The sequence below is a fragment of the Streptomyces misionensis genome, assembly GCF_900104815.1.
Classification (GTDB): domain Bacteria; phylum Actinomycetota; class Actinomycetes; order Streptomycetales; family Streptomycetaceae; genus Streptomyces; species Streptomyces misionensis.
Window position 1 is genome coordinate 7,404,667 of record NZ_FNTD01000004.1, and the last position, 15,053, is coordinate 7,419,719.

At 70.2% G+C, this 15,053-nt stretch carries 11 protein-coding genes; 7 read left to right on the forward strand and 4 right to left on the reverse strand.

The features are described 5' to 3' along the window. The first annotated feature begins 63 nt into the window (after window positions 1-63). Complete coding sequence (locus BLW85_RS34425) at window positions 64-2,268, forward strand: protein kinase domain-containing protein (RefSeq protein ID WP_074995173.1); 2,205 nt, start codon at window positions 64-66, stop codon at window positions 2,266-2,268. Between the two features lie 167 nt (window positions 2,269-2,435). Further along, window positions 2,436-3,950 carry a class I adenylate-forming enzyme family protein gene (locus tag BLW85_RS34430; RefSeq protein WP_074995175.1) on the forward strand — a complete coding sequence of 505 codons (1,515 nt, stop codon included), beginning with the start codon at window positions 2,436-2,438 and terminating at the stop codon, window positions 3,948-3,950. A gap of 48 nt (window positions 3,951-3,998) precedes the next feature. Here BLW85_RS34430 and BLW85_RS34435 read toward each other — a convergent pair whose 3' ends face one another. The 3 genes from BLW85_RS34435 to BLW85_RS34445 all read right to left on the reverse strand — a co-directional run bounded on the left by BLW85_RS34435 (window position 3,999) and on the right by BLW85_RS34445 (window position 6,274). Then, window positions 3,999-4,424 carry a PaaI family thioesterase gene (locus BLW85_RS34435; RefSeq protein WP_070023169.1) on the reverse strand — a complete coding sequence of 142 codons (426 nt, stop codon included), beginning with the start codon at window positions 4,422-4,424 and terminating at the stop codon, window positions 3,999-4,001. Further along, window positions 4,421-5,593 (reverse strand): aromatic ring-hydroxylating oxygenase subunit alpha, encoded by a 1,173-nt coding sequence (locus BLW85_RS34440; RefSeq protein ID WP_208624934.1) that lies wholly within the window; start codon window positions 5,591-5,593, stop codon window positions 4,421-4,423. Before BLW85_RS34440 ends, BLW85_RS34435 begins: the two co-directional genes overlap by 4 nt. A 117-nt stretch (window positions 5,594-5,710) precedes the next feature. Continuing rightward, entirely contained in the window at window positions 5,711-6,274 is a 564-nt protein-coding gene (locus tag BLW85_RS34445; protein WP_205009765.1) for a TetR/AcrR family transcriptional regulator, read from the reverse strand. Between the two features lie 284 nt (window positions 6,275-6,558). On the opposite strand from BLW85_RS34445, the gene BLW85_RS34450 reads away from it, so the two are divergent. Next, on the forward strand, window positions 6,559-8,085 hold the full coding sequence (locus BLW85_RS34450) for a glycoside hydrolase family 43 protein (RefSeq protein WP_074995179.1): 1,527 nt from the start codon (window positions 6,559-6,561) through the stop codon (window positions 8,083-8,085). Window positions 8,086-8,144: 59 nt separating this feature from the next. On the opposite strand, the gene BLW85_RS34455 is transcribed toward BLW85_RS34450, so the two are convergent. Beyond that, a complete protein-coding gene (locus BLW85_RS34455) occupies window positions 8,145-9,575 on the reverse strand; it encodes a non-reducing end alpha-L-arabinofuranosidase family hydrolase (protein WP_074995181.1) in 1,431 nt (476 codons plus the stop codon). A gap of 600 nt (window positions 9,576-10,175) precedes the next feature. On the opposite strand from BLW85_RS34455, the gene BLW85_RS34460 reads away from it, so the two are divergent. The 4 genes from BLW85_RS34460 to arfA all read left to right on the forward strand — a co-directional run bounded on the left by BLW85_RS34460 (window position 10,176) and on the right by arfA (window position 15,037). After that, complete coding sequence (locus BLW85_RS34460) at window positions 10,176-11,474, forward strand: extracellular solute-binding protein (RefSeq protein ID WP_074995183.1); 1,299 nt, start codon at window positions 10,176-10,178, stop codon at window positions 11,472-11,474. Window positions 11,475-11,485: 11 nt separating this feature from the next. After that, a complete protein-coding gene (locus BLW85_RS34465) occupies window positions 11,486-12,508 on the forward strand; it encodes a carbohydrate ABC transporter permease (RefSeq protein ID WP_074995185.1) in 1,023 nt (340 codons plus the stop codon). Beyond that, window positions 12,508-13,407: a carbohydrate ABC transporter permease gene (locus BLW85_RS34470; protein WP_070023185.1), complete on the forward strand. Its 900-nt coding sequence runs from the start codon at window positions 12,508-12,510 to the stop codon at window positions 13,405-13,407. The genes BLW85_RS34465 and BLW85_RS34470 overlap by 1 nt, the downstream gene beginning before the upstream one ends. Before the next feature lie 130 nt (window positions 13,408-13,537). Next, window positions 13,538-15,037 carry an arabinosylfuranosidase ArfA gene (arfA, locus tag BLW85_RS34475; protein ID WP_074995187.1) on the forward strand — a complete coding sequence of 500 codons (1,500 nt, stop codon included), beginning with the start codon at window positions 13,538-13,540 and terminating at the stop codon, window positions 15,035-15,037. Window positions 15,038-15,053 lie beyond the last annotated feature (16 nt).

Below are 15,053 nucleotides of genomic sequence, written 5' to 3' on the forward strand. Positions count from 1 at the left end.
GACCGTCACGGCCCGTTCCGTATTGTGGCGCCCGGCACTGCCGGACGACCGAGGGAGGGGCGCGTGCCGCTGCACAAGGACGACCCGAGGTCCATCGGCGGCTACCGGCTGCTCGACCGGCTCGGGGCCGGCGGCATGGGCATGGTCTACCGGGGCCGAGCGCGTTCCGGGCGCGAGGTCGCCGTCAAGGTCGTACACGCCCGGTACGCCCAGGACCCCGTCTTCCGCGCCCGGTTCCGGCAGGAGATCGAGGCCGCCCGCCGGGTGAGCGGCGCCTTCACCGCCGCCGTGGTGGACGCCGACCCGGAGGCGGAGTCGCCCTGGATGGCCACCCAGTACGTCCCCGGCCGTTCGCTCGCCGCGCGCATCCGCGACCAGGGCCCGCTGCGCCCCGCCGAATTACGGCCGCTGGCACTCGGCCTGGTGGAGGCGCTGCGGGACATCCACCGGGCCGGGGTGGTGCACCGCGACCTGAAGCCGGCCAACGTGCTGATGGCCGAGGACGGGCCCCGTGTCATCGACTTCGGCATCTCCCGGGCGGCCGAGAACCACCACACCCTCACCGAGACCGGGCAGGTGATCGGCACCCCGCCCTTCATGTCCCCGGAACAGTTCGCCGACGCCCGTGCCGTCGGGCCGGCCTCGGACGTCTTCTCGCTCGGCGCGCTGCTCGTGTACTGCGTGACCGGGCGCGGCCCGTTCGACGCCGACAGCCCCTATCTGACCGGCTACCGGGTGGTCCACGACGAGCCGGTCCTCGACGGGGTGACCGGACCGGTGCGGGCGGTGCTGGAGCGCTGCCTGGCCAAGGAGCCCGCCGACCGGCCCGGTCCGGACGAACTGGCACGGGAGTTCGCCGACGCCCTGCCCGAGCCGACGCCGGACGAACCGGAGACCATGGCGCTGCGGCTGCCCTCCGCGCCGTCCGGCGAACCGGCCGCCGCCGGCGCCCCGACCGTCGCCGGCCGCCCCCGCAGGCGCGGACCGTGGGTCCTGGCCGTCTGCGGCGCGCTGGCCGCGGCCCTGGCCGGCTACCTCCTGCTCGGTCCGCCCGGCGATGACGGCACGGCACGGGCGAACCCGGCCCCCACCGGGCGCTGGGCCCCGCTCCCGGCCGGCTGGAAGCCCTGGCAGACGACCGCCTCCGCGGTCGCCGGGAAGGGCGTGAAGCAGGCACCGGGCTACGAGGGGAACCGGGCACCGGCCTGCGTACCGGACGGCGGCGCCCTCTACTGCGCGGGCAGCGCACTCCTGCCGGAACGGATCGACGCCACCACCGGGCGCACCCTGTGGCGCTCCGGCGTCGCGCCCGCCGGCGTCCCGGCCGACCGCTACGTCTCGAACGTCCTCGGCACGTACCACGGCGAGGTGCTCGTGGAACTGACCGTCACCGGCGAGGGCGGCACCGGCCGGACGCAGTCCCTCCTCGCGCTCGACGCGGCGAGCGGCACGAGGCGCTGGTCCCACCCGGTGCGCATCGACAGCCCGGGCTCGGTCTACGCGGCCGGGGTGACGCTGACGCGGGAGGGCGACGGCGGCGCGGTGACCGTCCGCTCGGCGCGCGACGGAACGGTGCGCAGGACGATCCCCGTGCCCGCCGGGTACGACTGCACCCCGCTCGCCGCCGACGACCGCCCGTACGTGGAGTGCGTCACCGAGGCCGAAGGCGTGCACACCACGAAGTTCCTCGTCGTCGATCCCGCCGACGGTTCCGTGCGCACCCTGACGTCCCCCGCCCGGCAGGGGAGCTTCGTCGGCGTCCGGGACGGACGACTGGTCTTCGTGGAAGCGGACGACCGCCCGGTGGCCAACGGTCCCGACCTGATCCACACCCGGATCGTGCGCGTCGACCCGCGCACCGGCGAGCGCGTGCTCACGCCGCTTCCCGAGCGGTACCGGGGCGGGCTGCCCGCCCTGGCCCACGGCACCCTGTACTTCGCCACCTCCAGCGGTCTGGTCACGGCCGTCTCGCCGGTGACGGGAGCCCGGCTGTGGGAGAGCCACACGAGCCTGGAGACACCGGGGCAGGTGTCGGTGGACCCGAGCGGACGGACCGTGTACCTGGCCGGCGGCAGTGGCCGGGTGGCCGCCCTGGACGCGAAGCGCGGCACCCTGCTGTGGGAGTCCTCGGCCCGCGCGGAGGTGCTGGACAGCGGCCTGCTGCCCACCGTGTGGTTCAACAAGGGCGCCCTGGTGCTGGCGACCTCGGACGGCACCCTCTTCACCCTGGACCCGGCGCACCCGGGACGCAGACCCGTCCCGGCGTGACCGCGCTCCCGTCGTCCGGGATCGGCGGGCCCTTCGCCGTCCCGTGCCGAAGTGCCGTCCGCGCGACGGAAGTCGGAGCTTCCCCAGGGTATTGAACGATGGTTCAATCCTTGCCGTGCCGGGGCGGCCCTCGGCACGGCAGCCCCGCGAGGATACGGAGGACCGCGGTGAACCTGACGTGGATGCTGGAGGGGTCGGCCCGCAGTTGCGGCGGGAAGCCGGCCCTCGTGTCCGACCTGGGGTCGATGACGTACGCCGAGCTGCTCGCCGCCTCCAAGCGGGCCGCCGCCGTGCTGCGGGAGCGCGGGGTACGGCCGGGGGACCGCGTCGGGGTGATGACGTACAACACCCCCGCCTTCGCGGTGGCGGCGTTCGGGATCTGGCGGGCCGGGGCGGCGCTGGTGCCGGTCAACCACAAGCTGACCGCGCCCGAACTGGCGTACCTGGCGGGGCATGCGAAGCTGCGGGTCGCCGTCGTCGCGGAGGAACTCGCCGGGCGTATGCGCGAAGGCGCCCCCGAGGTCGATGTGCTCACCACGGACGACACCGGCGGCGGGGAGTTCGACCGGCTGGTCGCCGGGGCGCCCCAATGGGAGGGCGTGGAGGTCGGGCCCGAGGCCGTCGCACAGGTGTTGTACACCTCCGGGACGACCGGCGCGCCCAAGGGCTGTCTGCACTCGCACCGCGGGCTGTCCGCCGTGCCCGCGTACACCACGGCCGCCGCGGGGCTGCGCCGCGAGGACCGGTTCCTGCTGGCCATGCCGATCTGGCACGCCTCGCCCCTGAACAACTGGTTCCTGTCGATGATCTACCTGGGCGGCACCGTCGTCCTGCTGAAGGAGTATCAGCCCCTCGCCTTCCTGGAGGCCGTGCGCAAACACCGGGTCACGGCCTTCTTCGGCGCCCCCATCGCCTACCTCGCCCCGCTGCGGGCCCTGCCCGGGGCGGGGGCCGACCTGTCCGGCTTCGGTCTGCCGAACGTGCGGCTGTGGGCCTACGGCGGGGCACCGCTGGGTGCCGAGACGGTGCGGACGCTGGAGGCGGTGTACGGCCCGGACCGCTTCTGCCAGGTGTACGGGATGAGCGAGATGGGGCCGGTGGGTTCCGTGCTCCACCCGCACGAGCAGCTCGCCAAGGCCGGGTCGATCGGGGCGGGCGGCATGCCGGGCGTGGACATCCGCGTGGTCAGGGAGGACGGCCTGGACGCCGGGGCCGGCGAGACGGGGGAGCTGTGGCTGCGGTCGGGGACCCGGATGCTGGGGTACCTCGACGATCCGGAGGCGACCGAGCGCGCCTTCGAGGGCGACTGGTACCGGTCCGGGGACCTCGCGCGGGTGGACGAGGACGGCTATCTGTTCATCGTCGGCCGGATCAAGGACGTCGTCGTCACCGGCGGGGAGAACGTCTACTCGCCCGAGGTGGAGGAGGCGATCCTGCGGCACCCGGCGATCCGGGACGCCGCCGTCGTCGGGCGGCCGCACCCGGACTGGGGCGAGACCGTCGTCGCCGTGGTGGAGGCCGACGCGGCGGTGACGCTGGAGGAGATGCGCGCGTTCCTCTCCACGAGGCTGGCGAAGTACAAGATCCCGCGGGAGCTGGTGGTGGTCCCGTCGCTGCCGCGCACGCCCTCCGGGAAGGTGCAGAAGCACGTCCTGCGCGAACAGGTGGTCGGCGGCGCATGACACGCCCGGCGCCATGGGCCGGCCGACCGCCCGGCCGGCCCTCGCGCGTCAGTCCGCTTGCTTGCCGGCCCTGACGATCGTCCCCTGCGCCACGGCGACGAGCTGCTCCTCGCCCTGCTCCGAGACGACGTGGACCGTGCACTGGCACACGGCCTGCCGCCGCGTGGTGACGGTCGCTTCGGCGCGGGCGACGACCTGGACGCCCACCGCGGGCCGCACGTAGTTGATCTTGTATTCGGCGGTGAGCGCATCGCCGCCGAGGGCGAGTCCGCCGGCGAAGGTCAGCGCGTTGTCGGCCAGGTAGCTGAGCACTCCTCCGTGCACGAAGCCGTGCTGCTGCTGGATCTCGGGCCGGTTGACGATGCGGATCTCGGCCGAGCCGGGCCCCACCGAGGTGAGTTCGGCGCCCAGGAACTCGCTGAAGGGCTGGGCCTTGAAGATGCTGTGCGCGAAATCGGCGAGATCCGTGGTCATGAGTGCCGTCCTGTGGCTCGGGGGGTGGTGGGGGCGGCCGTGTCCGGGCCGGTCAGCCGCTCGTCGATGGTCTGCTGGAACATCGCGAGCAGGCCCTCCGCCAGTCCCAGCACATGGTGGTCGCTACCTCCGTGCGGCAGGGTCCGCTGCACGTTCTCGGCGATGGCGAAGTCCTCCTGGTCGAAGACCGTGTCATTGGTGAACCGGAAGCGCTTGGCCAGCGCGCTCTGCCCCGCCGACCCGGTGAAGTCGGCGTCACGGTAGAGCATTTCATGGGTCCATATCGTGCGGTCCGGGGCCAGGGGCCAGAAGGTGTTGATGGACACGTAGTCGGGATGCAGGATGAAGAAGGTGTTGGGGAAGAGCGTGTAGTACACCGAGGCGTAGTCCAGGATGCGCCACTCCGCCTCCGGTTTCAGGGCCGTCTCGCCGATGTTGGTGCGCGCCGCGGACAGCCGGATGTGCGGCCCGTCCTCGTCGTGCGCGATGACCCCCTTCTTGAAGGCGAAGGCGAGGGTGTCCCGGTGCAGATACGGGACGTGGTAGCCCTCGAGATACGTCTTGATCAGCAGCTTCCAGTTGGCCTCCTTGACCACCTTCGTCTTCTTGTACTGAACGAGCGAGGCCACGTCGAAGTTCACCAGGTCCTCGTGGAACGTCCCGAGGAAGCCGGGGATGTCGAGCGTCTCCCCGGGCGTGCGGCCGACCCAGATCAGTCCGCCGGACTCCGCGGCGGGCAGCTCCACCAGCCCGTAGTCGCAGGTCTTGACGCCGGGGAAGTCATGCGCCCGGGTGATGCCCTTCAGAGCGCCGTCGAGCCCGTAGACCCAGCCGTGGAAGGGGCAGACGAAGTTCTTCACCGTGCCCGCCGGCTGGCCGGCGAGGCGGGCACCGCGGTGGCGGCACTGGTTGTAGAAGGCGCGGACCCGGCCGTCCTCGCCCCGGACGACGACATAGGGGAACCGGTCCCAGTCGCTGGTGAGGTAGGACCCGGGTGCACCGAGCGCGGAGGCGTGCCCCGCGACCAGCGGGTAGTGGGAGAAGGCCGAGGCGATCTCCCGCTCCAGGAGCGCCTCGTCGGTGTACTTGGTGACCGGGATGGTGACGACCTCGTCGAGCATCTTCTCGTCACGGCGCGTTTCGCGCAGCGCGAGAAGACGCTTGATCATCGCCACTTGCTCGCTGTGCCGCATAAGGCCCCCGTCGCAGATCAAGATCTGAATTCTCGTTCAATTCATGGTACGGAGGGTACGGGGGCGAGGCAATGAAAGTCCGATGACGGATCGTCAGGAAGGCGTGCGGCCCAGGGCCCGCAGGCAGAAGTCGCGGATCTCGGCGACCAGTTGCTCGTCCGGCACCTCCGCCTTCCGCGCGACCTCCGGCGAGAGTCTGCCGACCAGCGCCTCGGAGATGGCACCGATGGCGGCACTGGCCGCGATCGCCGCGTTCTGCCGGGCGAACAGCCCGGCCGCGACACCGTCCCGGATGACGCCCTCGCACAGCTGGGCGTACTCCCGCCGGTACACCAGCCGCTCCCGCTCCACCACCGGCGAGACCGGTTCGAAGAGCAGGGACCACGCCAGCCGCCGTCCGCGCAGGGCACGCCGTGTGAAGGTGTCGGCGAACGCCTTGAGACGGGCCTCGGGATCCGCGGGCGCGGCATCCACCGCACCGCGCACGGCGGCCAGTTCCCGCCCCGCGGCACGCCGGAAGACCTGCGCGAGCAGCTCGTCCCTGCTGCCGAAGTACGAGTAGAGCGAGCCCGCGCTCACCCCGCACGCCTCCGCCACCGCGGCCACCTTCGCCCCGGCGAAACCCTTGCGGGCCACCAGCGCGTGCGCGGCGTGCACAAAGGCCTCCTCCTTCGTCCGGGCATGCCGCTTCGTACGTTCCGTGCGCCGATACACCATGGCGGGAGCTGGGCCTTCCGTGTTGTTGCCGGGAGCAACAGTGAACCAGGAACCACCCGAGGGGCGCGGTGCGGGCCGGCGGCGGCCGGCACCCGCGACTGCGGCAACGGCCCCCTCGGGCCGGGCGGGGCCCTCCCGCGCCGCCGCTCCGTCTCCTACGCTCATGCGTCGGACACGCCCTGGATTCGCTCCACGGCGCCTGCGGCCCGAAAGGAACACATTCCGTGCGCACGTACGACAACCCCGTGATCGGCGGGTTCCATCCGGATCCCAGCGTGTGCCGGGTCGGTGACGACTACTACCTGGTGTGCTCCAGCTTCGAGTACTTCCCGGGACTGCCGCTCTTCCACAGCAAGGACCTCGTGCACTGGGCGCAGATCGGCAACGTGCTCGACCGGCCCGGGCAACTGCCGCTCCCTCTCCCGGGTGCCAAGGCGTCCGGTGGTCTCTACGCCCCCACGATCCGTCACCACGACGGCCGTTACTGGGTCATCTGCACCAATATCGACGGCGGCGGCAACTTCGTCGTCTCCTCCGAGCGGCCCGAGGGGCCGTGGAGCGACCCGGTGTGGATCGACCTGCCCGGGATCGACCCGGATCTGGCGTGGGAGGAGGACGGCACCTGCTGGTGCGCCTTCTCCGGGCCCGGAGGCGGCATCCACCTGGCCAGGATCGACCCGGTCGGGGGAGCGGTGCTGGAGGGGCCCGTCGCCACGTGGTCGGGCAGCGGCCTCAAGTTCCCCGAGGCGCCGCACCTCTACCGCATCGGCGACTGGTGGTACCTGCTGATAGCGGAGGGCGGCACCGAGCGCGGCCACAGCGTGTCCATCGCCCGCGGCCGCTCGCCGCGCGGCCCCTGGGAAGGCGCACCCGCCAACCCCCTGCTGTCCCACAGCGGCACCGCCCGCTCCATCCAGAACACCGGCCACGCCGACCTGGTGCAGGCCCCGGACGGGAGTTGGTGGATGCTGCTGCTCGGCGTCCGGCCCCGCGGCTTCACGCCCGACGTGCACGTGCTCGGCCGCGAGACGTACCTCACCCCCGTGGAGTGGGACGAGGACGGCTGGCCCGTCGTCGCCCCCGTTCCGGAGCGCCATCCCGCCCCGGGGGGCGCCTGGCACCCCGTGCCGACCCCGCCCGCCCGCGACGACTTCGACGGGCCGGCTCTCGCCCCGCACTGGATCTCGCCGTTCCGCCGCCCCGAGGGCTCCTGGTCGCTCACCGAACGCCCCGGCCGGCTGGTCCTCAGGGCCACCGGCGCCACCCTCGACCGCCCCGGGTACACCTTCGTCGGGCGCCGCCAGCAGCACCACGACTGCCACGTCACCGCCGTCGTCGATCCGGGCACCGGACGCGGCGGTCTCGGCGTGCGCCTGGACGAGGCCCACCACTACGAACTGGAGGCCGGCGACGGTGAGGTCCGCGTCGTCGCCCGGATCGGCCCGCTGCGCCAGACCGTGGCCGCCCGACCCGTCCCGCCCGGGCCGCTGACCCTCACCCTCTCGATCCGCACGTCCCGCCTGGTGCCCGCCTCGCCGGAACTCACCGACGGCGGGACCACCGGCCCCGACACCATCGCCTTCCGGCTCGGCGGACAGGACGCCCGGCCGCTCGCGGAACTGGACGGACGCTACCTGTCCACCGAGGTCGCCGGCGGCTTCACCGGCCGGGTCATCGGCATGTACGCCACCGAGGGCGCGGTCGCCTTCGACTGGTTCGAGTACGTCCCGGACCCGGCGCCCTCCGTGTGACGTCCGGCGTCCGGCCGTGCGCGGCGGGCCCGGCAACTCCACCGGGCCCGCCGACCGGGTCAGCGTTGCAGGGTGAGGAGCCCCGGCCGCCACGGCAGCTGGTCGTAACTCCCGGTCGCCGAAGGCGACTTGCCCTGGTAGAGGAACCGCAGGTTGCAGGGGTCGACGGTCATGGTCTGGTCGGGGTTGTCCCGGACCAGGTCACCGTGGCTGATGTCGTTGGTCCAGGAGGCGCCGCTGTTGGCCTTGCCCGCGAACGGGTTGCTCTCGCCGGCGGCCTGCGGAGTCCACGAACCGCCGAGGCTGGAGGACGTGAACGAGCGGAAGTAGCGCCCGTTCGCGCCGATCGCCTCGACGATCATCAGGTACTGGTCCTGGCCCTGCACCTTGTAGACCTGCGGCGCTTCGAACAGGTTGTTCGTCGAGTCGCTCATGACCGTGGTGTACGACGAGCCGAAGTTGCCCGGGAAGTTCCCGATCGGCATGCTCGCCCGGTAGATCTTGCCGTTGTCACCGGCGAAGAACAGGTACATGTTCTGGCCGTCGCCGATCAGGGTCTGGTCGATCGGGCCGGTGCCGGAGCCGGAGATGCTGCCGGTGAACAGCGGTTGCGGAGAGGACCAGCCATTGGGGTTGGTGGGGTCGCTCGACGTCCGGTACATGAAGGGCGACGGGCCCCACTGGTACGCCAGCACCCAGATGTTCTTGGGAGCGAAGTAGAACAGGGTGGGCGCCACCGCGGCCTGGCTCATCCCGGTCTGCGCGGCCGATGACATCTCCGACCAGTCGCCGAAGGGGCTGAACGCCATCGAGCCGTACGACGATCCCGACACGTTCGACGCGTAGACCAGGTGCTTGCCGTTGTACACGACGTCGGTGAAGTCCTTCAGGGCCACCCACCCGTTCGCCGGCTGCGCCAGCGTGCCCGTGGACGACCACCGGTACGTCGAGGGAAGGGAGCACGTGCCGCCCGTCGGCGGGGTCGACGATCCGGACGGGCCGGTCCACTTCTGGTTGCTGCCGCCGTTGCACGTCCAGATCTCCACCGCCGTGCCGTTGGCCGTACCGGAGCCCGTGACGTCCAGGCACAGTCCGGACTCCACGCCGACGATCGTGCCGTCGGAGTTCACCCGCCACTGCTGGTTCGCACCGCCGGAACAGGACCAGATCTGCACCCGGGTGCCGGCCGTGGTGGCGTGGCCCGGAACGTCCAGACACTTGTCGCCGTACACGGTCAGCTGGTTGCCGTCGGTCAGGGTCCACTGCTGGTTCGCCTGCCCCTGGCAGTCGTAGATCTGCAGGTAAGTGCCGTTGTCCTGGGCGGCGTTCGGCACATCGAGACACCTGCCGGAACCGACACCGCGCACGGCGCCGGTGGTGGCCGCCTGGGCCGGGACGGCGACGAGCACGGCCGCCAGCAGGGCGAGGGCGGCGACCGCGGTGGCGAACACCCCGGACCGGTGCCTGTGGTGCGGTAGTCCTCTGCGCATGGGACCTCCTGGTCCTTGAACGAGCGGTTCCGTCCGACCTCCTCGGAGGCGTCTGATTGATGCGCGCATGACACAAAAGGGACCGAGGTGTCGGGCAACTGGATGATAGGGAACCGGTGGGTGGCGTCAATACCTCTCGCATGATTCGGGAGTTACGACAAAACATTCGCCGCCCTTTGTGGCTCCGCATGCCGACACTTCGGCGCGAAACCGTCCTCCACTCCGGCGGTCTCCCCGATACCGCGTGGGTGCTCGTGAGGCATCGAAATGTTTCGACGCTCGCCTCGGCCGACCGGTCGTAAGTTTCGGGAATCTTTCGAAAACAAGTCATTGACTGTCGCTCGGGGCCAAGCCCATACTCTCGTGCAATCGCAACCCCCCGTAACGGAACCGACTTCGTACGGTCACACCCATCCACCCCGTACGTTCACATGAGCGTGCCCGGCGCCGGAGGCCGGTTCGCTTGTCGTCGCGGCCGACCGCCGTCCGAACCCGGACCAGCGGCGCGTACGAGTCCCACTCCGAACTTCAACAGACCGTCATGTTGCGCGAACTACTTGCACTCGTGTGTCTATGACGCCAGATCAGGGAGCTTTCAGGATGTCGAGGAAGACACGCGGCGCGACGGCTGTCGCGATCGGCTTGGGTGTCGCGCTCGCGGCCGCCGGCTGCGCCGGCGGCGGCGACACCGGCAACGGCGGTGGCTCGTCCAACGGCAAGGTCACGCTCACCCTCTGGGAGAACGCGCAGCCCGGGCCGGGTGAGGAGTACTGGAAGGCCGCCGTGAAGGAGTACCACCAGCTGCACCCGAACGTGACGGTCAGGATTCAGGCGGTCCAGAACGAGGACTTCGACGGCAAGCTGCAGACCGCGCTCAACTCGAACTCCGCGCCGGACATCTTCCTTCAGCGCGGTGGCGGCAAGATGCAGGCGATGGTCGACGCCGGCCAGATCCAGCCGCTGAACCTCACCGCCGGCGACAAGGCGAACGCGGGCGAGGCGTCCGTCGCGGGCTATTCGATCGACGGCAAGGTCTACGCGATGCCGGTCGACACACAGCCCGAGGGCATCTACTACAGCAAGGACCTGTTCAAGAAGGCCGGCATCACCGCGCCGCCGACGACGATGGACGAGCTGGCGGCCGATGTCGCGAAGCTGAAGGCGGCCGGCGTCGCACCGATCGCGGTCGGGGCCAAGGACGCCTGGCCGGCCGCGCACTGGTACTACAACCTCGCCCTGCGCGAGTGCGGCCAGGACACCATGACGAAGGCCGGCAAGGAGCTCAAGTTCACCGACCCGTGCTGGACCAAGGCCGGAGACGATCTGGCCTCCTTCCTGAAGGCCGATCCCTTCCAGAAGGGATTCCTGACCACCTCCTCGCAGCAGGGCGCCGGGTCGTCGGCGGGCATGGTCGCCAACCACAAGGCGGCCATGGAACTCATGGGCAACTGGCAGCCCGGCGTGTACTCCACGCTGACCCCGGACAAGAAGCAGCTCCCCGACCTGGGCTGGTTCCCCTTCCCCAAGGTGAACGGCGGGCAGGGTGACCCGAGCGCCATCATGGGCGGCCTCGACGGGTTCTCCCTGTCCAAGAACGCACCGAAGGAAGCCTTCGGCTTCCTCGAGTTCCTGGTGACCAAGGACCAGCAACAGGCCTACGCCAAGGCGTTCTTTACGATCCCGGTGAACAAGGACGCCCAGAAGGTCGTCACCGAGCCCTACAACGTCTCGGCGCTGGATGCCTTCAACAAGGCCCCCTACTCGATGATGTTCCTGGACACCATGTACGGCCAGAACGTCGGCAACGCCATGAACACCGCCGTAGTGAACCTGATGGCTGGCAAGGGCAGTGCCGCCGACATCGCCAGGGACACCAACGCCGCTGCCGCGAAGGGCTGAGGAAACCGACGATGCGCAACACCCTGGGTGCTGACGCGGCCATGGGCCGCCGGTCGCAGGGCACGCCCGGAGGCGGGGACGCGGCCCGGCCCGCCTCCCCGCCCTCGCCGCGAGCGGCCACGCGCCGCCGCGGCCGTGCCCGGGCGCGACTGGAGATCGCGGTCCTGTCCGGGCCGGCGATCATCATGTTCCTGACGTTCGTGATCTTTCCGGTGGTGCTGGCGGCGTTCTACGGCTTCTACCGGTGGAAAGGCTACGGGGCGCCGACCGACTGGGTCGGTCTCGGCAACTACAAACTGATCCTCACCGACCCCGCGTTCCGGCAAGTGGTGTGGCACACCTTCCTCATCCTGGTGCTCTCCCTGGTCATCCAGGGCCCGCTGGCCATCTTCCTGGCGCTCCTGCTCAACCGGAAGATCCGTGGCCGCTCGGTCATCCGCGTCCTGATCTTCGTGCCCTACGTCGTCTCCGAGGTCGTCGTCGGCACCGGCTGGAGTCTGATGCTCCAGACGAACGGCGCCCTCAACGACCTCCTGCAGCACATCGGGCTGGGCTCCCTGCGGGCCGACTGGCTCTCCGACCCCAAGCTGGCCATCTGGACGCTGATGGGCATCATCTCGTGGAAGTACATCGGCTTCGCGGTGATCCTCATGCTCGCGGGCCTGCAGTCGATCCCCGACGAACTCTTCGAGGCCGCCCAGATCGACGGCGCCTCCTACTGGCAGATCCAGCGCCGCATCACCCTGCCGCTGCTGGGGCCGACGGTCCGCATCTGGGCCTTCCTGTCGATCATCGGGTCGCTGCAGCTGTTCGACCTCGTCTACATCATCTGGGGTCCGTACATCTCCGCCACCGCCGGCACCTCCACCATGGCGATCTACATGGTCGCCCAGGGCCGCAACGCGGGCAACTACGGCTACGGCAGCGCCATCGCGGTCGTGATGTTCCTCATCTCGCTCGTCGTCGCACTGATCTACCAGCGCTTCGTCCTGCGCCGAGACCTCCAGGGCGCCGTCACCGAAGGAGCCGCCTGATGAGCGCGACAACCGCCGACTGGCTGACCTCCGGCACGGACCCGAAGACGCCCGGCGGCCGGCGCGCCAAGCACGACAGGCCGCAGAAGTGGGGGAGCCCCTTCACCTACTTCGTCGCCCTGCTCTTCGTCGGGGTCTGCGTCGCACCGGTGCTCTACATCGTGCTCGGCGGGTTCCGCACCAACTCGCACCTCACCACCCACCCGGCCGCCCTGCCGGACCCCTGGGTCCTCGGCAACTACGAAGACGTGCTGACGTCGAGGACGTTCTGGGGCGAATTCGCCAACTCCGTCATCGTCGCGCTCGTGAGCACCGTCGGCATCGTCGCCTTCGGGCTGATGGCGAGCTTCGTGATCGCGCGTTACGACTTCAGGCTCAAGGGCGCGATGTACTCCCTGTTCGCCGCCGGTCTGATGTTCCCGATGGTCATCGCGATCACCCCGCTGTACATCATCGTCAAGAACATCGGCCTCGTCGACAACCTGTTCGGCGTCATCGTCCCGCAGATCGCGTTCGGCCTGCCGACGACCGTCATCATCCTGGTGCCGTTCCTCAAAGCCATTCCGAAGGAGATAGAGGAGGCCGCCGCGATCGACGGCACGAGCCGGCTCGGATTCTTCTTCCGCATGGTGATCCCGCTGTCGCTGCCCGGCGTGGTGACGGTCGGCATCCTCGCCTTCATCGGCAGCTGGAACAACTACGTTCTGCCCCTGTACGTCCTCAACTCGGACGCGAACTACACCCTGCCGCTCGGCGTCCAGGCGTTCTCCTCGCAGTACTCCTCGGACACCGCGAAGGTCCTCGCGTTCACCTCGCTCGCCATGCTGCCCGCACTGGTCTTCTTCTCCGTCTTCGAGAAGCGGATCGTCGGCGGCCTCACCGGCGCCGTGAAGGGCTGAACCGCCCCCGGGACCCGCACCGGACCGTCTCACGCCTGCCCCCGCCGGCCCCCGGCAGGGGCAGGCCGCCGGCCGCCGGCGGCACCCGTTGACCGGCACTCCCGCTCGACCCCACGGAAAGGACCCCGCGTTGCCCCGCGCCCACATCGAGCTCGACAGGCGGGCCGTCGTCGCCCCCGTCAAACGCCGCACCTTCGGCGCGTTCGTCGAACACCTCGGCCGCTGCGTGTACACCGGTCTCTACGAGCCGGAACACCCGACCGCGAACGACGAAGGGTTCCGCATGGACGTCGTCGAACTGGTCAGGGAGCTCGGCACCACGACCGTCCGCTACCCGGGGGGCAACTTCGTCTCCGGCTTCCGCTGGGAGGACTCGATCGGTCCGCGCGAGAAACGCCCGGTGCGCCGCGACCTGTCCTGGCACTCGCTGGAGTCGAACCAGGTCGGTCTCGACGAGTTCGCCAGGTGGCTCAAGCTCACCGGTTCCGAGCTGATGCTGAGCGTCAACGTCGCCACCCGCGGCATCCTGCCGGCCCTGGACCTCCTGGAGTACGCCAACCACCCGTCCGGCACGGCGCTGTCCGACCTGCGCATCGCCAACGGCACGCCCGACCCGCACAACGTGCGGATGTGGTGCCTCGGCAACGAGATGGACGGACCGTGGCAGACCGGTTTCATGACGGCGGACGACTACGGCAAGATCGCCGCCCGCACCGCGGCCGCGATGAAGATGGCCGACAAGGACCTCGAACTCGTCGTCTGCGGCTCCTCCGGGTCCGGCATGCCGACGTTCGGCGACTGGGAACGCACGGTCCTCGAACACGCCTACGACCATGTCGACTACGTCTCCTGCCACGCGTACTACCAGGAGCACGACGGCGACCTCGGCTCCTTCCTCGCCTCCGCGATCGACATGGACTACTTCATCGACACCGTCGTCGCGACCGCCGACCACGTGGGGTACAAGAAACGCTCGAACAAGAAGATCAACATCTCCTTCGACGAGTGGAACGTCTGGTACCTCAAGGAGCACCAGGAGTCGGGGGAGGTCAACGACGAGTGGCGGCACGCCCCTCGGCAACTCGAGGACAAGTACACGGTGGCCGATGCCGTCGTCGTCGGCAATCTGCTGATGACGCTCCTCAGGCGCAGCGACCGCGTCACCTCGGCATCGCTCGCGCAACTCGTCAACGTGATCGCGCCGATCATGACCGAACCCGGCGGTCCGGCCTGGCGGCAGACGACCTTCCACCCGTTCTCGATCACGAGCCGGCTCGCCTCGGGGGAGGTGATCCGCCCCGTGATCGAGGCGCCGACGTACGAGACGGCGCGCCACGGCGAGGCATCCGTCATCGACGCCGTCGCGACCGCCGACGACGACCGGGCCGCGGTGTTCCTCGTCAACCGCGACCTGAGGGAGGCCGCGCAGGTGACGATCGACGTGCGCGGACTCGGCACGTCGCGTATCGCCGAGGCGGTCACGCTCGCCGACTCCGACGTCTACGCGAAGAACACCCTCGCCGAGCAGAACCGGGTGACCCCGTCCGCGAACCCGAGCGCGACACTCGCCGACGGCGTGCTGACCATCGAGCTGCCACCGGTGTCATGGACCGCGATCGCCCTGCGCTGAGCGACGACACCTGACT

Excerpts from the sequence above, each read along its gene's own strand:
- BLW85_RS34435 (WP_070023169.1), bottom strand. The coding sequence starts at position 4,424 with ATGACCACGGATCTCGCCGATTTCGCGCACAGCATCTTCAAGGCCCAG.
- BLW85_RS34440 (WP_208624934.1), bottom strand. The coding sequence starts at position 5,593 with ATGATCAAGCGTCTTCTCGCGCTGCGCGAAACGCGCCGTGACGAGAAG.
- BLW85_RS34455 (WP_074995181.1), bottom strand. The coding sequence starts at position 9,575 with ATGCGCAGAGGACTACCGCACCACAGGCACCGGTCCGGGGTGTTCGCC.
- BLW85_RS34460 (WP_074995183.1), top strand. The coding sequence starts at position 10,176 with ATGTCGAGGAAGACACGCGGCGCGACGGCTGTCGCGATCGGCTTGGGT.
- BLW85_RS34465 (WP_074995185.1), top strand. The coding sequence starts at position 11,486 with ATGCGCAACACCCTGGGTGCTGACGCGGCCATGGGCCGCCGGTCGCAG.
- BLW85_RS34470 (WP_070023185.1), top strand. The coding sequence starts at position 12,508 with ATGAGCGCGACAACCGCCGACTGGCTGACCTCCGGCACGGACCCGAAG.